The sequence below is a fragment of the Nitrospirillum viridazoti CBAmc genome, from assembly GCF_000730165.1.
Lineage (GTDB): Bacteria > Pseudomonadota > Alphaproteobacteria > Azospirillales > Azospirillaceae > Nitrospirillum > Nitrospirillum viridazoti.
The window spans coordinates 727,986-749,769 of sequence record NZ_CP022112.1 but is presented as its reverse complement, the minus strand read 5'-3'; the positions used below and the strand labels follow the sequence as shown (position 1 = coordinate 749,769).

Sequence of the window (21,784 nt, the reverse complement as noted above, 5' to 3'; positions counted from 1 at the left end):
AAGCGAATGCACGTGATGTAAGGGGGTGATGGGATGTTGACGGGACGACAGGCCGCTATTCTGGTCGTGCTGGGGGGTGTGTTCTGGCTGTCGGCGCTGGCCTACCTGCGCGGCCTGCCCCAGCTTCTGACCGATCCCTTCTGGAATCCGCTGAACTTCGCCAGTACCGTCTCGGTCGCCTGGACCGCCGTGTACCTTATCCGGCGGCTGGCGGGATTGGCACCGGAACAGCTGATGGCGGGCGTGGGTCTGGTGGGCGCCGTGGTCATGGTCGCCGACGGCCTGGTCCTGAACTGGTTCCCCCGGGTTTACGGGCCCGACGATACCGTCAGCCGCCTGGCCGGCGCCTGGCTGCTCTGGGGCTATGGCTTCAGCCTGGCGGCGGCCCTGCTTATGGCGCGGGCTGGACAGGGGGCCGCCGCGGTTGGCGGCGACGCCCCTGCCCAATCCCCTGCTGCCGTCACGCCGCCTTGATGGTGGCGACGAAGCCGCTGACCACCGAGCGCAGGGTATCGGCCTCGCGGCCCAGCACGTCGGAGGAGCTGAGCACGCTGCGTGCGGCGCTGCCCGTCTCGTCGGCGGCGGTGCGTACGCCGGTGATGTTGGACGACACCTCCTGCGTACCGACACTGGCCTGCTGAACGTTGCGGGCGATTTCCCGTGTGGCCGCCCCCTGCTCCTCCACCGCCGAGGCGACGCCGGTGGTGATCTGGCTCATGCTGGCGATGGTGGCGGTGATGCCGTCGATGGCAGCGGCGGCGCGCGCCGTCTCTCCCTGAATGGCGCCCACCTGGGCCTGGATCTCCTCCGTCGCCTTGGCCGTCTGGTTGGCCAGGGCCTTGACCTCGCTGGCCACGACGGCGAAGCCCTTGCCGGCTTCACCGGCGCGCGCCGCCTCGATGGTGGCGTTCAGGGCCAGCAGGTTGGTCTGGCTGGCGATGTCGGTGATCAGTTTCACCACGTCGCCGATGCGCTGGGCCGCGCCGACCAGGCCGTCAATGGACTGCTTGGTGGTCGAGGCCTCGCGCACCGCCGCCTCGGAGGTGGTGGTGGCACCCACCATCTGGCGGGCGATCTCGCTGATGGACTGGTTCAGTTCCTCGGCCGCCGCCGCCACCGTCTGCACGTTGGCGGAGGTCTCCTCGGCGGCGCCGGCCACGGTATTGGACAGGCTGATGGTGTCGCCAGCCGAGAGGGTCAGGCTGTCCGCCGCCCCGCGCAGCGAGCGTTCGGCCCCGGAGAAACCCTCCACCACCTGGTCGATGGAGGTGGCGAATTCCCGGGTCGCCGCCTCCAGGCGCAGGCGGCGCTGTTCCTTGGCGGCCTCCTCCTCCCGCTGGCGATCGGCCAGGATGTCGGCCTCCTTGGCATTGACCCGCAAGGTCGAGATGGCGCCCGCCATCTCCCCGATCTCATCGCGGCGTTCCGTCAAGGGGACGGCCAGGTCATGGTCGCCGCCGGCAATTTTCATCACCACCTGCGTCAACACCGACAGCGGGCCGGTGACCCGGCGGCCGACCAGCCAGACGATGCCCCCCAGCACGCCACCGGCGGCCAGCAGCAGCAGGGTGACCAGCAGCAGGGCCCGGCTGGCGCTGGCATGCTGCTCGTCGGCCAGGCGGGTCGCCTCGGCGATGGCGGCGTCGCGGATGCCCAGGATGCCGGCCAGTTGGGGCACGCTGGTCTTGCGGTATTCCGTGACGTCGACGGGATAGGGTGTGCCAGCGGCGCTGGCCTCCAGCACCTTGGCGCGCATGGCGCCGAAGATGCCCTTGTAGCCCTGGCGCGCCGCCTCCGCCGCCTTTACCAGGCTGTCGGGCGTGCCGGCCAGGGCCAATTGGCCGTCCAGCCGCCCTTCCAGGTCGTCCAGATGCCCCTGCATGATCTGAACGTCGCGCATGGCCTGCGGGCTCATGGGCTTGCCGCTGTTCAGGGCCTGCAACAGCATGGAGGATTGGCGTCCGGCATAGTCGCGGTACGACCAGGCCATCACGGCAATGTTGGCATAGTGCCCTGCCTCCGGCGCGCGCTGCAGCAGCGACCGGCTGGTGGCGTTCAATTCGGCGCCAAGGTCCGCCATGATGGCGAACATGCCCTTGACATAGGTATCGACCTCGGCCGCCGGACGGTCCGCCACCGGCTTGGCCACCAGGGCGTCGACGATGCCGCGCTGGGTGGCCAGCCGGCCGTCCAGCGTGGACATGACCGTCTTCAAGCTGTCCTTGGTATCGAAATTCTCGGTGGCCAGCAGATCGGCCAGGGCCTTACGCACGGCATCGGACTTGGCGCGCTGCTCCTTCATCGGGGCCAGCGTCGCCGGATCGGCACTGCCCAGCGCCACCAGCGTGGGGCCACGCTCGACCGCCAGGTTCTCCGTCATGCGGGTCAGCGCCGCCATCACGCGGGCCAGACCTTGGGCGTCCGCCGCCGCGGCCGCCACCCGCCATTGCTCCACCGCCACCACGGCGCCCAGCACCAGCATCAGGACGGCGACGCCACCCAGACATGATGCGATCAACTTGCGTATGGTCATCGGACGTCTCCCCTCACGGTCCTAGGGGCGTCCGGTCCCGCACCCGACGAAACCGCGCCCCGCACCACGGCCACCATCCCGCAATGGCTAGCCGTAGTGGTTAATCCCTAGCGTGAGAATTAGGACAAATCCTTGAACAAACGGTTAAGCGCCAACAGTGTCGGCTTTTGGGCCGTCTACTTCTGACGCGGGGGGCGTAGATCGTGGCCGGCGGCGACCTGATGCCCCTGGCGCGTGGCCCTCACGGCCTCGCCCAGGGTGCGGGCGGCGTTGCGCACCTCTTCCTGCACGGCCTCGTCCGCGTCCAGCTCCTGGTGGTTGGTGGCGTAGGGCTTCCAATAACCGATGTAGCGGTCCAGCTCCGCCTGGGGCCCTGCGGGCACCAGCCGCATGAAGCGCAGCCAGTCCGACAGGCTGCGCCTGACATTTTCCGCCCCTTCCACATCGCCATGGACGATGACGGAATACAGACGGCCGGCCAGGTGGCGGGGATAGTCCCAACCCGCCAGCTCCACCGCCTTGGCCCGCTGGGCGTCCTTGCCCTGGGTCAGGGTCGGGTCGGGATTGCCGCCGTCGGCGCAAACCAGGCGGTCCATCATGAGTTTCACCGGTGAGGACACTGGTACCAATTGACCGGCGTCACGATCATCACCCCATGGGCCCGCACCCACATGGGGTAGATCTCGTTCATCCAGTCCTGGGCCTGCCCGAGGGAATAGTTGGGGTAGCAGGAACAGGGCCAGTGGCAGAGCGGGGCGGCGGTGGAGAAGCACGCCTTGCAGGGGTGGATGCGGCGGCCGTACTCCGCGGCCAGGCGATGCAGTTCCAGCACCTCCACCACCGTGTCCGGGCCTGCCTCCAGCACCGATCGCGCCAAATCCACCAGGCGGTGTGACTTGGACATTTCCCCCGGGCAGGTGTGCTCGCTGCGCGATGAGCCGCTGATCAGCAGGAAGCGGTTGGGGCCGGTGGCATCGTCGTGCTGCGCCTGGGCCGCCTCGATTGCCTCACGGGCCGCGATCCAGTCGGTCGCCAGCTCATAGCCGGGATCATGGAAGCCGGGGCCGGCCTTGCGGGTGCGCGGGCTTTTGCGCTGGTGACTGTAGGCGTCCCAGGCCGCGGCGGCGATGCGGTCCAGCTCCCCGCCCAGGGCGTCGAAGGCCGGATCCTGGAAGGGCGCCAGGAAGCGGCGGCGGAACTCCGCCTCCTCCAGCCTGGGGCTGGGGGTACCTTCGCGAGGTTGGGTGGGATCCGGCATGGCGTCCATCGCAGCGGGGAAAGCCGCACAACCGGCGAGGGGGACGGCCGGTTCCGGCCTCAGGTCACCCGCCGGCAGCGAAGCAGGCAGCAGGGATGCGCGTACTACAGCAGCGCCAGGACCAGCAGGCCAATGCTTGTTCTTGCCGCGCCAAAGCCTCGTCCTTCCGTGGGCGCGACAGGACGCCGCAGGTCTGGAACCAAACCGGCCGGGCACCGGTTCAGGGGGCGGCTCGGTTCAGCTCCCCTTCGTTCAGCTCAGGTCCCGAAGCCCAACACCCGAATAAGGGGGATCCCCGCCCCATGCCCCAGATCTTCACGGCATCCGCCGATACCTGGCTGCGCGCCGGCGTGTTGCTGGCGGCGATGGGCGTCTTGGTCACGGGCTTGCTGTGGGATGGGGCCATTGGATCCAGCTATATCACCGCCGTGGGGTGGGTGCGGGACCAGCCGGTACCTTTCAGCCACAAACATCATGTGGGCGATGTCGGCATCGACTGCCGCTATTGCCACACGACGGTGGAGACGGGGCCGCATGCAGGGTTCCCCGCCACCCACACCTGCATGACCTGCCATTCCCAGCTGTGGACCAGCGCCCCCGCCCTGGCACCGGTGCGCGACAGCCTCGCCACCGGCACGCCCATCCGTTGGCAGCGGGTGGCCCGCCTGCCGGACTACGTCTATTTCAACCACAGCATCCATGTGGCACGCGGGGTGCCTTGCGTCACCTGCCACGGGCGGGTGGACCAGATGCCCCTGATGATGCGGGCCCAGCCCTTCCAGATGCGCTGGTGCCTGGACTGCCACCGCGACCCCGGACCGCACCTGCGCCCGCCCGACCAGGTGACGCGCATGGACTGGCGCGCCTGGGACCGCGAGGGCCACGCCGACTACGGCCCCCACCAGGCGGCGCTGCTCGGGATCAAGCCCGAGCGCATGACCGACTGCACCCTGTGCCACCGGTGATGCCCATGGACCGCACGGCGCGAGACACCGTCATCCAGGCCCTCAGCGGCCGTACCGGCAGCGGCCTCTGGCGCAGCCTGGAGGATCTGGCCGACACTGCCGCCTTCCGTGACCTGCTGGCGGCTGAGTTCCCGGCCCTGTTGCCGTCGCTGGCGCCCGCCGGCCTGAACCGCCGCGCCGCGCTGAAGGCCGTGGCCGCCAGCCTGGCGCTGGCGGGCCTGACGGGCTGCGACGGCCGGCCGGATGAGACGGCCCTGCCCTATGTCACGGCACCGGAGGGCGACCTGCCGGGCGTCGCACGCCACTACGCTACCGCCGTGCGCCTGGGCGGTTATGCCCAGCCAGTTCTGGGCAAGACCCACAGCGGGCGGCCGGTGAAGCTGGAGGGCAACGCCAGCCACCCCGCCACCGGCGGCGGCACCGACCTGTTCACCCAGGCGGCCCTGCTGGATCTTTACGATCCCGACCGCTCGCAGGGTCCCCGCCACAGCAACCAGCCCACGACCTGGGCCGCATTGGATACCGCGCTGAACGGGATGGCGCGGGCGGCGGACGCCAGCCAGGGTGAGGGCCTGCGCCTGCTGACCGGCCCCACCACCTCACCGACGCTGGTCCGCCAGATCACGGCTTTGGCCCAACGCTGGCCCCAGGCACGCTGGCATGTGCTGGACCCGATGGGTGACGCCTCGCGGCTGGAGGCGGCGCGGCTGGCCTTCGGCCAGCCCTTGCAGGCACACCCTTTGCTGGATCAGGCGGACGTGGTGGTGTGCCTGGATGACGACCCGCTGGGTCCGGGCCCCGCCCAGGCCACGCTGGCCCGGCGCTGGGCGCGACGGCGCTTGGCAGGCCAGACCGGCCAGGGTCCGTGCCGGCTGTTCGTGGCGGAACCGACCCCCACCCTGACCGGCGCCCGTGCTGACCTGCGGCTGGTGGCCGGGGTGCAGCGGCTGTCGGCCCTGATGCAGGCCCTGGGCGGTGAGGCGGCGGACTTGAGCCCTCAGGAAGCCCGTTGGGCGGATGAGGCCAGGGCGGCGCTGCTGGCCCATCCCGGCCGTTCATTGATCACCGTGGGGGCCTGGCACGATCCGGCGCTGCAGGCCCAGGCCTTGCACCTCAGTACCCGGCTGGGCGCGCTGGGCGGCTGCCTGCGCTTCACCGGGCCGCTGGTGGCGACAGCCGCGCCATGGCATGACCTGTTGCGGGACATGGCCGAAGGCCAGGTGCGCGCCCTGCTGGTCCTGGACGCAAACCCGGCCTACGCCGCCCGCGAGGCCGCCGCCTTCCGTGACGCCCTGGCCCGGGTGCCCTTCAGCCTGCATGCCGGCACGCTGGTGGACGAAACCGCCGCGGCCTGCCACTGGCATGCGTCCCTGGCCCATGATCTGGAAAGCTGGGGCGATGCGCGCGCCGTGGACGGCACCGTCAGCCTGATCCAGCCCCTGGTGCGCCCGTTTTACGACGTGCGTGGGCGCCACGCCCTGCTGGATGGCCTGATGGGCGGCGACGCCGCCGACCGGGAGGTGGTGCAGGCCACCTGGCGTCCCGCCTGGGGCGATGACTTTGAGCGGCGCTGGACTGACGCGCTGGTGCGCGGTTTCATTCCCGACAGCGCCCCGGCTTGGGTGACGCCCCAGCCCGCCGAGTTCCCCGCCAACCTACCCGCGCCCGCCGATGCGGCAACAACAGGCGGCCTGACTCTGCTGGTCCGGCCGGACCCCACCCTGTGGGACGGCGCGTCCGCCAACAACGCCTGGCTGCAGGAAACGCCCAAACCGCTGACCAAGGTCACCTGGGGCAATGTCGTGCACATCAGCCCCCAGCTGGCGGCCGAGCGCGGCCTGAGAAATGGCGATGAGGTACGCGTGACGGCGGGCGGCGCCAGCATCACAGGTCCCGCCTGGATCCTGCCGGGGCAACAGGCGCTGACCATCACCCTGACGCTGGGCTATGGCCGGCGCCTGCCCGGCCAGACGGCGGATGGCCTGGGCCACGACGCCTATCCCCTGGCACTGGGCCCCCTGATACCGGAACCGGTGGCGCTGGAGGCCACGGGCCGGCGGCTGGACATCGCCAGCACCCAGCGCCACCACGCCATGGAGGGCGAGGACTTCGTGCGCACGGTGCCGGCAGACCACCCTGTGGTGCCGCATGAAGAGCCCACGCCCAGCTTCTACCCCGATGCGCCGCGTGAGCGTCCGTCCTGGGGCATGGCCATCGACCTGGACCTGTGCATCGGCTGCAACGCCTGCGTCGTCGCCTGCGTGGCGGAGAATAACGTGCCCATGGTGGGGGCGGAACTGGTGGCCATGGGGCGGGAGATGCATTGGCTGCGCGTCGACAGCTACCACGCGGGCGACGCGGCGGCGCCTGCCACCTATTTCCAGCCTGTGCCCTGCATGCACTGCGAACAGGCACCGTGTGAGATGGGCTGCCCCGTCAACGCGGCGGTGCACAGCCACGATGGCCTGAACCTGCAGGTCTACAACCGCTGCATCGGGACCCGCACCTGCTCGTCCTACTGCCCTTACAAGGTGCGGCGCTTCAACTGGTACGACTATACCGCCGACGCGCCTGAGTCCGTGAAGGCCCAGCGCAACCCGGACGTAACCGTGCGCCAGCGCGGCGTCATGGAAAAGTGCACCTATTGCGTCCAGCGCATCAGCGCCGCGCGCATCCAGGCCAAGCTGAAAGGGGAGGCCATCCCGGACGGCGCCATCGTGCCCGCCTGCCAGCAGGCCTGCCCCACCCAGGCCATCACCTTCGGGGATGTCACCGACCCCAACTCCGCCGTCAGCCGCCAAAAGGCCAGTCCCCGCAATTACAGCCTGGTGCCCGAGGCCGGGACGCGGCCGCGCACCACCTACCTCGCCCGCATCGAGCCCGCCCCCATGGATAAGGACGGGGGCCCCGCATGAGGGACGCGACAGACACCCGACGGGCCGCCGCCTACGCTCACGTGACGGCGGAGGTGACGGGCATCCCCCTGCACTATCCCCGGCCACGCGCCTGGTGGCTGTGCTTCCTGCCCGCCTGCGGCCTGCTGGCCCTCTTCTTCACGGCGCTGGGCGTCCTGCTGTGGAACGGCGTGGGCGTGTGGGGCCTGAATATCCCCGTCAACTGGGGCTTCGACATCATCAACTACATCTGGTTCTTAGGCATTGGCCATGCCGGCACCCTGATCTCGGCCATGCTGTTGTTGCTGAACGTCCACTGGCGCAATTCGCTCAACCGTTTCGCGGAGGCGATGACCCTGTTTGCCGTGGTCTGCGCCGGCCTTTATCCGCTGATGCATCTGGGCCGGCCCTGGCTGTTCTACTGGGTGGCCCCCTATCCCAACAGCATGACGCTGTGGCCGCAGTTCAAAAGCCCGCTGACCTGGGACTTCTTCGCCGTCCTGACCTACCTGACCGTCTCCGCCCTGTTCTGGTACATTGGCATCGTGCCGGACCTGGCGGCCACGCGGGACAGGGCCCGCAGCCGCCTGGCTCAGGTGCTGTACGGGCTGGGCGCCCTGGGCTGGCGCGGGTCCGCCCGGCACTGGGCGCGCTGGGGCCAGGCCTATCGCCTGACGGCGGCGATCGCAGTGCCGCTGGTGGTTTCCGTGCATTCGGAAATCTCGCTGTTGCTGGCGGCCGGGCCGGTGCCGGGATGGAGTTCCACGGTCTTTCCGCCTTATTTCGTGCTGGGCGCCGCCTTCTCCGGCTTCGCCGTCGTCTCGATGATCGCGGTGGTGCTGCGCGGCGCCCTGGGGTTGCAGGATCTGGTGCGGCCCCTGCACCTGGACATGCTGGGCCGCCTGCTGCTGGCCACCGGCCTGATGACCGCCTACGGCTACGCGGCGGAAGTGTTCGACGCCCTTTATGGCGGGGAAAAGCCGGAGCTGTCCCTGCTGGCCGACCGGCTGACCGGGCCGTTCGCCTGGAGCTATTGGGGCGCCGTCATCGCCAACTTCGTTCCGCTGCAGCTGTTGTGGTGGCGGGGTGTGCGGCGGCACCCGCTGGCCCTGTTCCTCATCGGCTTTTCCGCCATGGTGGGCATGTGGTGCGAACGCTTCATGCTGCTGGCCACCAGCCTGCATCACAGCTGGGTCCCATCCAGCTGGCGGCCCTACACCCCCAGCTTCTGGGAGGTGGCGCTGTTCGCCGGCATGCTGGGCGTGTTCCTGGTGCCCTTCCTGCTGTTCGTCCGGTTCCTGCCCGTCATCTCCGCCTTCGAGGTGAAGGAGGCGATGTTCGAGGAAAGTGAAGAGAAGGGAGGTGGCCATGCCGGAGCGTAAGGCCCCCCTGCCGCCCTTCGGCGTGATGGCGGAATTCGACGACGCTGAACACCTGGTGGACGCCGTGAAACGGGCAAGGAACGCCGGCTTCCGTCGGCTGGACGCCTATACCCCCTTCCCCGTGGCCGACCTGACGGAGGCCTTGGGCATCCAGGACAACCGCGTCCCCTGGCTGACCCTGGCCGGCGGCGTTATGGGTGCCGCCGCCGGCTTCGGCCTGCAGGTGTGGAGCAACCTGGATTATCCCATTCCCGTGGGCGGCCGGCCGCTGGTGGCCCCTCCCGCCACGCTGCTGATCACCTTCGAGCTGACGGTGCTGGGCGCCGTGCTCAGCGCCATCCTTGGCATGCTGGTGCTGAACCGCCTGCCCCGCCTGCACCACCCGGTGTTCGGGGTGCCGGATTTCCACCTGGCCAGTACCGACAAGTTCTTCCTGGTGATCCTGGGCGAGGACGCCCGGTTTGGCGAGGCCGCCCGGTTCCTCAGCGATCTGGCGCCCGTGCGGGTGGTGGACGTGCCGCAGACGGAGGGGCCGGAATGAGATACCTGCTGCTGTTGGCCCTGTGCGCGGTCCTGATCATCCTGCTTGTCGGCTGTGATGAGATGACCCACCAGCCCCGCTACCAGGCGGCGGGGCCGGGCCGGCTGTTCCCCGATGGCAAGGCGATGCAGGCCCCGCCGGCCGGCGCGGTGGCGCAGGACGACCCCGCCCGCGCCGCCGCCTTGGACCGGCGCCCGGCCATGAGTGCTGCGCTGCTGGCACGCGGGCGCCAGCGCTATGACATCTATTGCAGCCCCTGCCATGACGTCGCCGGCACCGGCCACGGCGCCGTGCCGGCACGGGGCTTCCCGGCCCCGCCCAGCCTGCATGAGCCGCGCCTGGTGCAGGCGCCGTCCCGCTATTTCGTGGAGGTCATCACCAGCGGCCACGGCGTCATGTACAGCTACGCCGACCGGGTGGCCCCCGCCGACCGCTGGGCCATCGCCGCCTACATCCGCGCCCTGCAACTCCGCCGCGACGCGCCGGCGGATGCGCTGGAGGCCACGGACAGGGCCAAGCTCTACGGGGCCAAGCTGGGTGGGGCCAAGCTGGATGGGGGGCCGCCTTGACCGCCCGCCGCTATTTCCCGGCCGTCTGCGGCCTGCTCCTATGCGGCGCCGTGCTGGCCTATGCGGCGGTGGAGCCCGCCGTGGCGCTCGGCGGATGGCTGGCGGCCTTCGCCTTCTGGAGCGGGCTGCCCATCGCGGCGCTGATCCTGCTGGCCATGATGCGCCTCATCCCCGGCGTCTGGCGCCAGGGTCTGGCGCCGGGGGCGGAAGCCGCCCTGCCCCTGCTGGCCTTGGCGGCGCTGGCCCTGCTGCCCCTGCTGATCGCGCCGCGTGTGCTGTACCCTTGGGCGGATGAGGTCATGGCGGGCTTTCGCGGCTGGTACCTGTCGTCCTGGCCCTTCCGGCTGCGCGGCGTGCTGTTTTTCGCCCTGGCGGGCCTGCTGGCCTGGGGGCTGATGCGGCGGCGGCCGGCGGTGCCGATGGCCATCTTCACCCTCATCCTGCTGGTTCCCTTCCAGGATCTGGTGGCCACCGACTGGCTGATGTCGCTGGATCCGGAATTCCATTCCTCCGGCTTCGGGCTCTACATCCTGTCCATCCAGATGGTGACGGCACTGGCCGTGCTGATTCCCCTGCGGGTGATGGCGGACAAGACGGCGCCAGCGGGGGTGCTGGCGGGGGTATGGCTGACGGCCCTGCTGCTGTGGGCCTACCTCGCCTTCATGCACTATTTCATCAGCTGGTCCACGGACCTGGCGCCGGGCGTGCGCTGGTACCAGCGGCGTGGTGAGGGCGCGTGGGCCGTGGTGGAGTACGCCGTGGCCGTGCTGGGCCTGCTGCCCCTGTTCCTGCTGTTCTTCCCGCCCATCCGCCACAGCCGCCTGGCCCTGGCCCGCATGGCGCCCGTCGTGCTGCTGGGCAAGGTGCTGGAAACGGCCTGGCTGGTGCTGCCCGACCTGCCCCGCGGCCAGGGGCCCGCGGCGGTCGCCGGCGTTCTGGCGTTGCTGGGAATGGGCTTGCTCAGTTGGGTCGGCCTGCGCTGGCGGGAGGTGCGGGTATGAGCCGGACGCCGGAAACCCGGGCCCCCGAGGCGCGCGACATGTCCCCCCGCGTCGTGCTGTGGTCGGCGGCGGGCCTGGTGGCCTCCATCGCCGTGGCGCTGGGCATCGTGGCCGGGCTGGTCCATCTGCTGGGCCACGGCCGGGGGCCGACGCCAGTCACTGCCCCGCCGCCCGTGGCGGGCGCCCCCCTGGATGAAGTGCCATACCTGGGCGGCGCCCGGGTACGGGCGCGGGCCCAGGCCGATCTCACCCGCTATGGCTGGGCCGACCGCGACGCCGGACGCGCCGTCATCCCCATCGATCGGGCCATGGATTTGCTGGCGAGGAAGGGATGGCCGGATCCGGACGACAAGGACACGGGGGCGCCGGAATGAGGCGTACCCTGGCCCTGATCGCCGCCGCGTTCTGGCTGGCGGCTTTCGCCCCCTTCCAGGCGGCGGGCATCGACCCGCGGCTGGGCGCCCGCATCCCCCTGGATGGCACCTTCCGCGAGGCCGACGGCCGGGCGGTCAGCCTGGGCGGACTGGCGGACGGCAAGCCGCTGGTCCTGGTCCCGGTCCTGCATCGCTGTCCCAACATCTGCGGCGTCACCCTGGCGGGCCTGGCCCAGGCCATCCTGGCGCAGAGGCTGCGCCCCGGCCGCGACTTCACCCTGGTGGCCTTCGGTATCGACCCGCGCGAGGGGCCGGCCGAGGCCGCCGCCGACCTGGCCGACCTGCGCCGCGCCTTCCCGGCGCTGCCCGCCGACGGCATCCACGCCCTGACCGGCACACGTGAGCAAATCCGGGCGGTGACGGACGCCCTGGGCTACCGCTACGCCTGGGATGACCGCATCGGGCAGTACGCCCATGTAGCGGCGGTGGCTGTCCTGCGTCCTGATGGAACGCTGAACCATTGGCTCTATGGCCTGTCGCCCGCACCCGACGCGCTGGAACGGGCGCTGGACGAGGCGGCACAGGGCCGGGCTGGCGACTGGGGCCAGCGCATCCTGCTGCTGTGCTTCCACTACGATCCCATGACCGGGCGTAACGGGCCCCTGGTCTGGACCCTGCTGCGCACCCTCGGCGCGCTGGTGGCGCTGGGCGGCGGGGGCTGGATCGCCTGGTCCCTGTGGCGCGACCGCCGCCTGGTGAAGTCATGAACCGGCTGCTGACCTTCTGGGGCGGCCAGGCCTCACACCATGCGCACCAGGTGGACACGCTGTTCCTGGGGTTGGCGACCCTGGCCGTATTGCTGTCGGCGCCGGTGTTCATCCTGATTCCCTGGTTCGCAGTGAAGTACCGGCGGGGCAAGCCGGCCGACCGCACCCATGCCGCGAACCGCAGCGTCTGGCTGGAGGTGTCGTGGGCCGCCATCCCCTTCCTGGCCACCCTGGCCTTCTATGTCTGGTCCACCCGCCTGTACATCGACCTCTACCAGCCGCCGGCCGAGGCGCTGGCCATCAACGCCGTGGGCAAGCAGTGGATGTGGAAGTTCCAGCACCCGGGCGGCCAGGCGGAAATCAACGAGTTGCACGTACCCGCGGGCCGCCCGGTGGTGGTCACCCTGGCCTCCCAGGACGTCATCCACAGCCTGTTCGTGCCCGCGCTGCGCCTGAAACAGGACGTGGTGCCGGGCCGGTACACCCGCCTGTGGTTCACCGCCGACACGCCCGGCAGCTACGCCCTGGTCTGCGCCCAGTTCTGCGGCGCCGACCATGCCGTCATGGGCGGCCGGCTGGTGGTGCAGACGCCGGCCGACTATGGCCGCTGGCTGGAGGGTATGGGCACCGACGGTTCGCTGGCGGCGCAAGGGGCCGTTCTGTTCCGCACCAGGGGCTGCAGCGGCTGCCATGGTGCGGCCAGCACCGTCCACGCCCCGCCGCTGGAAGGGCTGTACGGGCGGCCGGTGCCGCTGGCCGACGGCAGCGTGGTGACAGCGGACGAGCAATACCTGCGCGACAGCATCCTGCTGCCCCAGGCCCAGGTGGCGGCGGGCTATCCCGCCATCATGCCCACCTTCCAGAACGTGCTGGGGGAGGACGACGTGCTGAAGCTGGTGGCCTACATCAAGTCCCTGGCGAACGCGCCACCACCCACGAAGGATCGCGACGACGGGGGACCGCCATGACCGAGCTCAGCTACCTGGAGCATGGCCACAGCCTGAAGTCCTGGCTGTTGACCACGGACCACAAGCGCATCGCCATCCTTTATTTCCTGTCCATTACCTTCTTCTTTTTCGTGGGTGGGGCGGCGGCGGCGCTGATCCGCATCGATCTGCTGACGCCCGAGCCCGACCTGATGAGCAACGAAGGCTACAACCGCGCCTTCACCCTGCATGGCGTCATCATGGTGTGGTTCTTCCTGATCCCGTCCATCCCCAACACCTTCGGTAATTTCCTGGTGCCGCTGATGATCGGGGCACGGGACCTGGCCTTTCCGCGGCTGAACCTGCTCAGCTGGTACATCTATATGCTGGGCGGGCTGTTCACCCTGGCGGTGCTGGTGCTGGGTGGGGTGGACACGGGCTGGACCTTCTACACCCCGCTATCCTCCATGTTCGCCAACGGCAACGTCATCCTGGCCGCCACCGCCATCTTCGTGGTGGGGTTCTCTTCCATCCTCACGGGCCTCAACTTCATCGTCACGGTGCACCGGCTGCGCTGCCCCGGCATGACCTGGGGCCGGCTGCCGCTGTTCGTGTGGTCGATCTACGCCACCTCGCTGATCCTGGTGCTGGCGACACCGGTCCTGTCCATCACCCTGGTGCTGATCGCGGCGGAGCGGCTGTTCGGCGTCGGCGTCTTCAACCCGGCGCTGGGCGGCGACCCGCTGCTGTACCAACACCTGTTCTGGTTCTACAGCCATCCGGCGGTCTACATCATGGTGCTGCCGGCCCTGGGGGTGATCAGCGAGCTGGTGTCCACGGCGGCGCGCAAGCCGGTGTTCGGTTACCGCTTCGTGGCCGGATCCTCCATCGCCATCGCCATCATCGGCTTCCTGGTCTGGGGCCACCACATGTTCGTGGCGGGGCAATCCATGTACGCCAGCGCCGTCTTCAGCTTCCTCAGCCTGGCGGTGGCGGTGCCCTCGGGCATCAAGGTCTATAACTGGACGGCCACCCTGTATAAGGGCCACATCGCCCTGGACCCTCCCTTCCTGTTCGCCATGAGCTTCATCGGCCTGTTCGTGGTGGGCGGCATGACCGGCCTGATCCTGGCCATGCTGGCGGTGGACGTGCATGTGCACGACACCTATTTCGTCATCGCCCACTTCCACTACATCATGGTGGGCGGCACGGTGTCCGCCTACTTCGGCGCCCTGCATTACTGGTGGCCCAAGATGATGGGCCGCTGGCTGCCCCTGGTGTGGGGGCGCCTGTCGGCCATCTTCATCTTCCTGGGCTTCAACCTGACCTTCTTCCCCCAGTTCATCCTGGGCTATCTGGGCATGCCCCGGCGCTACCACGTCTATCCGGCGGAGTTCCAGACGCTGCACGTCCTGTCGTCGGCCGGGGCCAGCGTGCTGGGCCTGGCCTATCTGCTGCCCTTCACCTACCTGCTCTATTCCCTGCGGCATGGGGAAAAGGCGCCGCCCAATCCCTGGGGGGCCACCGGGCTGGAATGGACCGTGCCCTCGCCCCCGCCCCAGCACAACTTCCATGAATTGCCCACCGTGGATGGACCGCCCTACCAGTACCCGGTGGAGCCGGACACCAAGCGGGAGGGCGCCCATGGCTGACGCCGCCCCCAGCCGGCAGCGCGACACCACGCTGATGGGCATGTACCTGTTCCTCGCCAGCGAGATCATGCTGTTCGGCGGGCTGTTCGCCGTGGCGCTGGCCCTGCGCCTGCTGCACCCGCAGGAGGTGGCGGCCGCGTCCCGCCGCCTGCACTACGGCATCGGGGCGGCCAACACCGTGTTGCTGCTGACCTCCAGCCTGGCGGTGGCCCTGGCCGTGGCGGCGGCGGAGATGGGCAAGGTCAAGGGCACCGTGGCGGGCCTGCTGGCCGCCGCCGGCCTGGGGCTCGGCTTCCTGGCCCTGAAGGCTGCGGAGTACGGGATGGAAATCCGTGAACAGCTGCTGCCGGCCTTCACCCCGGCCGAGGCATTCGACAGCCCGGCGGCCCACCTGTTCATGGACCTCTATCTGGTCGCGACGGCGCTGCACGCCGTGCACGTGACGGTGGGCGTGGCTCTGCTGGCCGGCTTGGCCTGGCGCGTCCACCGCCGCAGCCTGGCCCTGCCGCGCGCCGCCACAGGCGTGGAGGTGGTGGGCCTCTACTGGCACCTGGTGGACGTCATCTGGGTCTTCCTCTACCCCATCCTCTACCTGGTGCGCTGAGATGAAGGTCGTGGCCCCCCTGATCGCCGTCTGGGCCGCCTTGCTGGCCCTGCTGGGAATGACCGTGGGCGCCAGCCTGGTGCTGACCGGCACGCCCAGCTTGGTGGCCAGCCTGGGCATCGCATCCGCCAAGGCGGCGCTGATCGCCTGGGTCTATATGCAGCTACGCCGCGAAGGCGGCCTCATGCGCATCATGGCGCTGGGGGCCGCCTTCTGGCTGCTGATCCTGCTGGGCTATCTGGCGCTGGACTACCTGACACGTTGAGCGACGGGTCAGTGCTTGTGGGCTGTTCCGGGCGCGGCCATGCCACGGTGCTGGTCCGCCAGCATTCCCGCCGGCATGATGTTGGCCAGGGTCGCCTGCAGCTTGTTCTTCCAGCCGCTGACCACGTCGGCCTCCCCCTTCATCAGGGCGTCGAAGCCGTCGCGGGCAACCTTGGCCGGATCGTCCTTCTTGGCCGTGCCGACCTCGGTATCCAGCAACTCGGCGCGGCGGAAGAAATCGGTGTCCGTCGGCCCGGGCATGAGGCAGGAGACGGTGACGCCCGTGCCCTCCAGCTCATTGCGCAAGGCGTAGGCGAAGTTGTCCAGGAAGGCCTTGCTGGCGTTGTAGACGGCCTGGTAGCTGCCCGGGATGAAGCCGGCGATCGATCCGGTGATGAGGATGCGGCCGGAATTCAGCGCCCGCATGTCGCGGCCTACCCGGTGGATCAGGTACACGGTACCGGTGACGTTGGTATCGATCACCCGCTTGGCCTTGATGAAGTTCTGATCCAGGAAGCCCTTGCCCAGGCCCCGGCCGGCATTGGCGAACAGGGCGTCCACCGGCCGGCCCTGGGCCTGGATGGTGGCATAAAGCGTATCGACGCCGTCCAGGGTGGCCAGATCGGCCTGCACCGCCTCGACATGCGCGCCCAGCGCACGGAAGGTGTCGGCGGCGTCATGGATTTCGGGTTCATCGGCGGCGACCACCAGGTCGAAGCCGTTCTGGGCGCACAGCTTGGCGAGTTCATAGCCGATGCCGGTCGAGGCACCGGTGACGACGGCCAACAGGCGCATGGGCGCGCGGGAAGCAGCCATGGCGTTTCTCCTTCTTGGGGACTGACTTATGGGATGGTCAGGGCTTCATCACGACCTTGATGCAGCCGTCCTGCTTGTCGCGGAAGGTCTTGTAGAGCTCCGGCCCCTCCTCCAGCGATGCGCGGTGGGTGATGACGAAGGAGGGGTCGATCTCCCCCTCCTCGATGCGCCGTAGGAGATGGGGCAGGTAGCGCTGGACCGGCGTCTGGGCCATGCGGAAGGTCAGGCCCCGGTTGATGGCGGAACCCATGGGGATCTTGTCCAGCAGGCCGCCATAGACGCCGACGATGGAGACGGTGCCGAAGTTCCGGCAGCACATGATGGCCTGGCGCAACACGTGAGGCCGGTCCGTTCCCATGAAGGTCGCGACCTTGATGCGGTCGACCACGGCGTCGAAGCCGCTGCCGATGTCGGGTTCCGTCCCCACCGCGTCGATGCAGGCGTCGGCGCCCCGGCCCTGGGTCAGGTCCATGATGCGGTCGTAGATGTCCTCTTCCTTGAAATCCAGGGTCATCGCGCCGCCCTGCCGGGCCAGTTCCAGCCGCTCCGGCACGTGATCGATGGCGATGACCCGCTCCGCCCCCAGCAGATAGGCGCTGCGGATTGCCATCTGGCCCACCGGGCCGCAGCCCCAGATGGCGATGGTATCGCCCGGCTGGATGTTGCAGAAGTCGGCGGCCATGTAGCCGGTGGGGAAGATGTCGGACAGGAACAGCGCCTGCTCATCCGTCAGGCCGCCCGGAACCTTCAGGGGGCCGACATCCGCGTAGGGAACGCGCAGGTACTCCGCCTGGCCGCCGCTGTACCCGCCCAGCAGGTGCGAATAACCGAACAGCCCCGCTGGGGAGTTGCCCCACAGCTTGGTCGCCTTGGCCTTGTCGGGGTTGGAACGCTCGCAGGCGGAGTAATAGCCGCGTTTGCAGAAGAAGCACTCGCCGCAGGAGATGGTGAAGGGTACCACCACCCGGTCGCCGACCTTCAGGTTGCTGACACCGCTGCCGACCTCGACGACCTCGCCCATGGTCTCGTGGCCCAGCACGTCACCGCTTTCCATGGAGGGAATAATGCCGTCGTAAAGGTGCACATCCGAGCCGCAGATGGCACAGGCCGTCACCTTGATGATGCAGTCGCGCGCATGCTCGATCGTCGGATCGGGAACATGCTCGCATCGAACATCACCTTTGCCGTGCCAGGTCAGCGCTTTCATGAGGTATCCCTTCCATGGTCGATCACGGATTGAACGGGAAGACCTCTCCGGCGCCGCGGACTTGAAGCGAGGGTGGTTCCCCGAGTGCGGGATCAATCCGGACGGCACGGCGGGGTTCCGCCTTATGGCGCGAAATTTACCCGGGCGGGACGGTTCCGGTCAGGCCAGCGCCTTCTGCCTGGCCACCAGGGCCAGCATGGTGGCCATGAAAGCGTCCTGCCGCACCGGCTTGGTCAACACCGGGACGCCGGGATATTTGGCCTGCATGCTCGGCGACAGCATCTGACCGCTGTAGAAGAAGAAGGGAATGTCCCGTTCGGTCAGGATGTCGGCCACGGCTTCGGAGGTCTCGCGCCCCAGGCGCACATCCAGGATGGCGGCGGTCAGGCGAGGGTTGCGGGCGGCGACGATCGCCTGCGGCACGGTGGCGGCGCTGAGGATATCGGCACCCGCGTCCCGGAAAGTCTCCTCCAGGTTGATGGCGATCATCACCTCGTCATCCGCGACCAGGATGCACGTGCCGGCCAGCGGCAGTTCGGGATCAGCTGTCGTCCCCATCCTGCTCTTCCTCCTCAAGGTCGATCTCCATGGTGCACACCAGGCCCGTGGGCTCGAAAAGCCGGGTCACGGTGGCGCCGGGCATACCACGTTCAATCAGAACTCCGCCGAAGCCGTGATGTTCCGGCGGAACGACGGCGGGGCCGTCGAATTCCCGCCAGGTCACCGTCAGGAAGGGCCGGCCCTCTCGGGTCACCTGGGTCCACGCCAGTTCCACTCGCCCGCCGGCGACGGAAAGGGCGCCGTACTTGGCGGCGTTGGTGGCCAGTTCGTGCAACACCAGGCCAAAGGGGGTTGCCAGGTGGGGCGGCAGCAGGACGTGGGCGCCCACCAGGCGCAGGCGTTGCGGATCGGCGCTGATGTAGGCCGCCAGCTGGATGCGGGCCAGGGCTATCAATTCCGCCCCCTCCCATTGGCAATCGACCAGCAGGGTATGCGCCCGGGCCAGCGCGGTCAGGCGGCCTTCGAACAGATCGACGAAACGGTCGCTGGACCCGGCCGTGCGCAGGGTCTGGCGGGCCAGTGACTGCACTACCGCCAGGGTATTGCCCACGCGATGGCGCAGTTCGCCCAGCAGCAGGCGCTGGCGCCGTTCCCATTTCTTCCGGTCGGTGACATCGCGCGTGCTTTCCAGCACCAGCCGCCGGCCGCCGACGCTGATCATCTCGATCTGGCTTTCGACGGTCAGTACCCGGCCGTCCTTGGTGGTGTGCCGCAGCTCGCCGCTCCAGGCGCCTTTTTCCGACAGGGCTTGGCGCACACTGTCGAAGCTGCCGTCCTCCAGCGTCGACCGCAGCAGTTCGGCCACGTCCTGGCCCTTCGCCTCTTCCCGGGAGTAGCCGTACAATTCCTCGCTGCCCCGGTTCCACTGGACAATGCCGTCGTCGTACTCCCAGACAAAAATGGGCGCGCGGGAGAATTCGACCAGGCGCATCTCCTGCTTCAGCCGCGCCTCGCTGTCGCGCAGGGCCTCTTCGACCCGGCGACGCTCGGTGATGTCGAAGAAGGTCACCACCACGCCGTCGATGCGGTCGTCCACGGTGCGATAGGGCCGGATGCGGACCAGGTACCAGCCGCCGCCCCGGCTTTGCACCTCATGCTCCAGCAGCGTCAGCTCCCGCAGCACGGCGTGGGCGTGGTCCGCCAGCTGGTCATAATCCAGCTGGTGGGTGAAGTCGGTGATGGGCCGGCCGGCGTCGGTGGCGGTGATGTTGAACAGCTCGGTCACGCGGGGCGTGAAGCGCTTGATGCGCAGCGAGGGGTCCAGGAACAGGGTGCCGAAATCCGCCGCCGCCATCAGGTTCTGCAGGTCGCTGTGCGCGCGGGACACGCTGGCCAGCTTCTGCTTCAGCTCATTGTTGACGGTCTGCAGTTCCTCATTGGTGGATTGCAGTTCCTCCTTACTGGTCTCCAGCTCCTCCGAGGTGGACCGGTACTCTTCGTTGATGGACTGCAGTTCCTCGTTGGCCGCCCGTAACTCCTCGTTCGTGGCCTCCGACTCCTCCCGCGTGGCCCTTAGGCGGTTTTGCGCCAGCTGCAATTCCTCCTGCAACTGGCGGATGGTCTCGTTGGTCGGCTCGCGGTTCTGGCCGCCCTCGTCCCCGTCGTCGTCCGCCCGCACCGTCTCGCCCTCGATGAACAGCACCAGGGCGTAGCGGCTGGGATCGCCTTCTTCAAGGACCGGCTTGACCTGCAGATAGACCCGCTGGGGCTGGCCTTCGAACTTCACCACCAGCGGCCGGGTCAGCGTCGCCTCCTTCCGGTCGAAGGCGCGGTGCAACGCCGCTTCGAGGTCGAAGCGCAATTCGGGCCGAACCATGTCGGTGGCCACCGTGGTGACGGGCCCGCCCGAGGGCTGCAGGAATCGGCCGGCGGTCTCGGACAGGTGGATGGCGCGGTGCGTCTCATCCACCAGCATGCTGGGCGGCGCCACGCGTTCCAGCATCTGGCGGTGCAGGGCCACGTCGCCGCCCGGCCCCAGGGGCCGGTACGCGGGCGCGCCACGGCTGGGTGCCGCATGGTGGGCGCTGGGCATGATGGGCAGGGCCGTCCGCCGTTCCCCAGTATTGGGGATCATGCGGTAGATGCGCGCATCGCGGTCCAGGGCCCGAAACAGGCCGGGTGGACTGTCGGCGTTCTCCGACGCGCCCAGGAACAGGAAGCCGCCGGGGTTCAGCGCGTAGTGGAAGGTGGTGCAGACCTGGTGCTGCAGTTCCCGGTCCAGGTAGATCAGCAGGTTGCGGCAGGACACCATGTCCACCCGGGCAAAGGGCGGGTCGCGCAGGATGCTGTGGCTGGCGAACATGACCGTGTCGCGCAATTCCCGGCGCACCCGGTAATGGTCGCCCTCGCGCTGAAAATAGCGGCGCAAATGCTCCTCGGGCACGTCCTGCTCGATGGTCAGGGGAAAGCACCCCTCGCGGGCCACAACCAGCGCATCGGCGTCCAGGTCGGACCCGAAGACCTGGATTTCAGGCCGCACGTCGCGTCGCGCCGCCTCCTCCAGCAAGAGGATGCCGATGGTGTAGGCCTCCTCCCCCGTGGCGCAGGCAGGGACCCAGATGCGGATGGTGTTGGCCGCCTCCTTCCCTTCGAACAACTGGGGAACCACCACGGCCGCCAACTGATCGAAGGCCCGCTTGTCGCGGAAGAAGGTGGTGACCGAGATCAGGAAGTCGGTGAACAGGGCGTGGGCCTCGTCCGCATGCTCCCGCAGGTAGGTGTGGTACTGGCTCAGCGTTTCCTGCTGCGTGACCTGCATGCGCCGGGTGATGCGCCGGGCAATGGTGGCACGTTTGTATTGGCTGAAATCATGGCCCACGCGCACCCGCACATGGGCCAGGATGCGGCGCATCATATTCTCGTCGTCGTCCGGCGCGGTCAGCGCCTCGCCATCCTTCCGGTTCCGCAACAATTCCGCCAACTGCCGGGCCAGGTCGCGCACGGGCAGGACGAAGTCGGCGGCGTCGGTGGCGATGGCGTTGCGGGGCATGGAGGCGAATTCCGCCTCGTCCGGGTCCTGCACCAGAACGATGCCGCCCACCTCCTTGATGGCCCGCACGCCCACGGCACCATCCGCCCCGGCACCCGTCAGGATGATGGCGAAACCGTCGCTGTGCTGTGCCGCCAGCGACCGGAAGAACAGATCGATGGGTGCCCGCTTAGCCCGCGGCTCGTCAAACGACAGGGCTGAGATCATGTGGTCGGCGATGTTGAGTGCGCTGTCCGGGGCGATGACATAGACGTGGTTGTTGCGCAGGTGCACGCGGTCGGTGACCTGCGAGACAGGCATGCGGGTGCGGGTGGCCAGGATCTTGGCCAGTTCGCTGCGCCGTTCGGGATTCAGATGGATCACGACGACGAAGGCGGCGTTGGGTTCGTCGGGCAATGCCTCGAATAAGGCCTGCAGCGCCTTCACCCCGCCTGCCGACGCCCCGATGCCGACGATCGGCGGATCGGTTTGCAACTCCACA

At 68.9% G+C, this 21,784-nt stretch carries 20 protein-coding genes; 13 read left to right on the top strand and 7 right to left on the bottom strand.

Features of this window, described 5'->3' with window-relative positions; genetic code table 11:
• Window positions 1–33: 33 nt before the first annotated feature.
• A complete protein-coding gene (locus Y958_RS25100; protein WP_088874638.1) occupies window positions 34–474 on the top strand; it encodes a hypothetical protein in 441 nt (146 codons plus the stop codon).
• Here the strand turns inward: Y958_RS25100 and Y958_RS25095 are convergent.
• From Y958_RS25095 to Y958_RS32945, 3 genes are all read right to left on the bottom strand, one after another.
• Complete coding sequence (locus tag Y958_RS25095) at window positions 461–2,533, bottom strand: methyl-accepting chemotaxis protein (protein WP_088874637.1); 2,073 nt, start codon at window positions 2,531–2,533, stop codon at window positions 461–463. The two genes, Y958_RS25100 and Y958_RS25095, sit on opposite strands and share 14 nt — an antisense overlap.
• Window positions 2,534–2,709: 176 nt before the next feature.
• Complete coding sequence (locus Y958_RS32950; protein WP_246136753.1) at window positions 2,710–3,132, bottom strand: flavodoxin family protein; 423 nt, start codon at window positions 3,130–3,132, stop codon at window positions 2,710–2,712.
• A gap of 5 nt (window positions 3,133–3,137) precedes the next feature.
• Window positions 3,138–3,791, bottom strand: a complete 654-nt coding sequence (locus Y958_RS32945) for a flavodoxin family protein (protein WP_246136754.1) — start codon at window positions 3,789–3,791, stop codon at window positions 3,138–3,140.
• 302 nt (window positions 3,792–4,093) lie between these two features.
• Between Y958_RS32945 and Y958_RS25085 the strand changes: the two genes are divergently transcribed.
• Genes Y958_RS25085 through Y958_RS25030 form a run of 12 tightly spaced genes read left to right on the top strand, consistent with a single transcriptional unit; the run spans window position 4,094 to window position 15,731 of the window.
• The gene (locus Y958_RS25085; RefSeq protein ID WP_088874636.1) at window positions 4,094–4,756 is read left to right on the top strand and encodes a cytochrome c3 family protein; all 663 of its coding nucleotides are present in this window, start codon (window positions 4,094–4,096) and stop codon (window positions 4,754–4,756) included.
• Between the two features lie 5 nt (window positions 4,757–4,761).
• Entirely contained in the window at window positions 4,762–7,671 is a 2,910-nt protein-coding gene (locus Y958_RS25080; protein ID WP_088875228.1) for a TAT-variant-translocated molybdopterin oxidoreductase, read from the top strand.
• Complete coding sequence (gene nrfD, locus Y958_RS25075) at window positions 7,668–9,032, top strand: NrfD/PsrC family molybdoenzyme membrane anchor subunit (protein WP_088874635.1); 1,365 nt, start codon at window positions 7,668–7,670, stop codon at window positions 9,030–9,032. The genes Y958_RS25080 and nrfD overlap by 4 nt, the downstream gene beginning before the upstream one ends.
• Entirely contained in the window at window positions 9,019–9,573 is a 555-nt protein-coding gene (locus Y958_RS25070; RefSeq protein WP_088875227.1) for a DUF3341 domain-containing protein, read from the top strand. Before nrfD ends, Y958_RS25070 begins: the two co-directional genes overlap by 14 nt.
• Window positions 9,570–10,142 carry a c-type cytochrome gene (locus Y958_RS25065; protein ID WP_088874634.1) on the top strand — a complete coding sequence of 191 codons (573 nt, stop codon included), beginning with the start codon at window positions 9,570–9,572 and terminating at the stop codon, window positions 10,140–10,142. The genes Y958_RS25070 and Y958_RS25065 overlap by 4 nt, the downstream gene beginning before the upstream one ends.
• Window positions 10,139–11,143: a hypothetical protein gene (locus Y958_RS25060; RefSeq protein ID WP_088874633.1), complete on the top strand. Its 1,005-nt coding sequence runs from the start codon at window positions 10,139–10,141 to the stop codon at window positions 11,141–11,143. Before Y958_RS25065 ends, Y958_RS25060 begins: the two co-directional genes overlap by 4 nt.
• On the top strand, window positions 11,140–11,517 hold the full coding sequence (locus tag Y958_RS25055) for a hypothetical protein (RefSeq protein WP_088874632.1): 378 nt from the start codon (window positions 11,140–11,142) through the stop codon (window positions 11,515–11,517). Before Y958_RS25060 ends, Y958_RS25055 begins: the two co-directional genes overlap by 4 nt.
• Window positions 11,514–12,284 (top strand): SCO family protein, encoded by a 771-nt coding sequence (locus Y958_RS25050; protein ID WP_088874631.1) that lies wholly within the window; start codon window positions 11,514–11,516, stop codon window positions 12,282–12,284. Before Y958_RS25055 ends, Y958_RS25050 begins: the two co-directional genes overlap by 4 nt.
• Window positions 12,281–13,252: a cytochrome c oxidase subunit II gene (gene coxB, locus Y958_RS25045; protein WP_088874630.1), complete on the top strand. Its 972-nt coding sequence runs from the start codon at window positions 12,281–12,283 to the stop codon at window positions 13,250–13,252. The genes Y958_RS25050 and coxB overlap by 4 nt, the downstream gene beginning before the upstream one ends.
• A complete protein-coding gene (gene ctaD, locus Y958_RS25040; RefSeq protein WP_088874629.1) occupies window positions 13,249–14,862 on the top strand; it encodes a cytochrome c oxidase subunit I in 1,614 nt (537 codons plus the stop codon). The genes coxB and ctaD overlap by 4 nt, the downstream gene beginning before the upstream one ends.
• Window positions 14,855–15,466: a cytochrome c oxidase subunit 3 gene (locus tag Y958_RS25035; RefSeq protein ID WP_088874628.1), complete on the top strand. Its 612-nt coding sequence runs from the start codon at window positions 14,855–14,857 to the stop codon at window positions 15,464–15,466. The genes ctaD and Y958_RS25035 overlap by 8 nt, the downstream gene beginning before the upstream one ends.
• Window position 15,467: 1 nt before the next feature.
• Window positions 15,468–15,731: a cytochrome C oxidase subunit IV family protein gene (locus Y958_RS25030; protein WP_088874627.1), complete on the top strand. Its 264-nt coding sequence runs from the start codon at window positions 15,468–15,470 to the stop codon at window positions 15,729–15,731.
• A gap of 8 nt (window positions 15,732–15,739) precedes the next feature.
• Here Y958_RS25030 and Y958_RS25025 read toward each other — a convergent pair whose 3' ends face one another.
• The 4 genes from Y958_RS25025 to Y958_RS25010 all read right to left on the bottom strand — a co-directional run bounded on the left by Y958_RS25025 (window position 15,740) and on the right by Y958_RS25010 (window position 21,783).
• A complete protein-coding gene (locus Y958_RS25025) occupies window positions 15,740–16,546 on the bottom strand; it encodes an SDR family NAD(P)-dependent oxidoreductase (RefSeq protein WP_244909687.1) in 807 nt (268 codons plus the stop codon).
• Window positions 16,547–16,583: 37 nt separating this feature from the next.
• Window positions 16,584–17,753, bottom strand: coding sequence for a zinc-dependent alcohol dehydrogenase (locus Y958_RS25020; protein ID WP_040850348.1), 1,170 nt, complete (start codon window positions 17,751–17,753; stop codon window positions 16,584–16,586).
• Between the two features lie 159 nt (window positions 17,754–17,912).
• Entirely contained in the window at window positions 17,913–18,311 is a 399-nt protein-coding gene (locus Y958_RS25015; RefSeq protein ID WP_088874625.1) for a response regulator, read from the bottom strand.
• Window positions 18,295–21,783, bottom strand: coding sequence for a chemotaxis protein CheB (locus tag Y958_RS25010; RefSeq protein ID WP_088875226.1), 3,489 nt, complete (start codon window positions 21,781–21,783; stop codon window positions 18,295–18,297). The genes Y958_RS25015 and Y958_RS25010 overlap by 17 nt, the downstream gene beginning before the upstream one ends.
• Window position 21,784 lies beyond the last annotated feature (1 nt).

Coding starts and splice junctions, on each gene's coding strand:
- Y958_RS25100 (WP_088874638.1), top strand. CDS start 34: ATGTTGACGGGACGACAGGCCGCTATTCTGGTCGTGCTGGGGGGTGTG.
- Y958_RS25095 (WP_088874637.1), bottom strand. CDS start 2,533: ATGACCATACGCAAGTTGATCGCATCATGTCTGGGTGGCGTCGCCGTC.
- Y958_RS32950 (WP_246136753.1), bottom strand. CDS start 3,132: ATGATGGACCGCCTGGTTTGCGCCGACGGCGGCAATCCCGACCCGACC.
- Y958_RS32945 (WP_246136754.1), bottom strand. CDS start 3,791: ATGCCGGATCCCACCCAACCTCGCGAAGGTACCCCCAGCCCCAGGCTG.
- Y958_RS25085 (WP_088874636.1), top strand. CDS start 4,094: ATGCCCCAGATCTTCACGGCATCCGCCGATACCTGGCTGCGCGCCGGC.
- Y958_RS25080 (WP_088875228.1), top strand. CDS start 4,762: ATGGACCGCACGGCGCGAGACACCGTCATCCAGGCCCTCAGCGGCCGT.
- nrfD (WP_088874635.1), top strand. CDS start 7,668: ATGAGGGACGCGACAGACACCCGACGGGCCGCCGCCTACGCTCACGTG.
- Y958_RS25070 (WP_088875227.1), top strand. CDS start 9,019: ATGCCGGAGCGTAAGGCCCCCCTGCCGCCCTTCGGCGTGATGGCGGAA.
- Y958_RS25065 (WP_088874634.1), top strand. CDS start 9,570: ATGAGATACCTGCTGCTGTTGGCCCTGTGCGCGGTCCTGATCATCCTG.
- Y958_RS25055 (WP_088874632.1), top strand. CDS start 11,140: ATGAGCCGGACGCCGGAAACCCGGGCCCCCGAGGCGCGCGACATGTCC.
- Y958_RS25050 (WP_088874631.1), top strand. CDS start 11,514: ATGAGGCGTACCCTGGCCCTGATCGCCGCCGCGTTCTGGCTGGCGGCT.
- coxB (WP_088874630.1), top strand. CDS start 12,281: ATGAACCGGCTGCTGACCTTCTGGGGCGGCCAGGCCTCACACCATGCG.
- ctaD (WP_088874629.1), top strand. CDS start 13,249: ATGACCGAGCTCAGCTACCTGGAGCATGGCCACAGCCTGAAGTCCTGG.
- Y958_RS25035 (WP_088874628.1), top strand. CDS start 14,855: ATGGCTGACGCCGCCCCCAGCCGGCAGCGCGACACCACGCTGATGGGC.
- Y958_RS25030 (WP_088874627.1), top strand. CDS start 15,468: ATGAAGGTCGTGGCCCCCCTGATCGCCGTCTGGGCCGCCTTGCTGGCC.
- Y958_RS25025 (WP_244909687.1), bottom strand. CDS start 16,546: ATGGCTGCTTCCCGCGCGCCCATGCGCCTGTTGGCCGTCGTCACCGGT.
- Y958_RS25020 (WP_040850348.1), bottom strand. CDS start 17,753: ATGAAAGCGCTGACCTGGCACGGCAAAGGTGATGTTCGATGCGAGCAT.
- Y958_RS25015 (WP_088874625.1), bottom strand. CDS start 18,311: ATGGGGACGACAGCTGATCCCGAACTGCCGCTGGCCGGCACGTGCATC.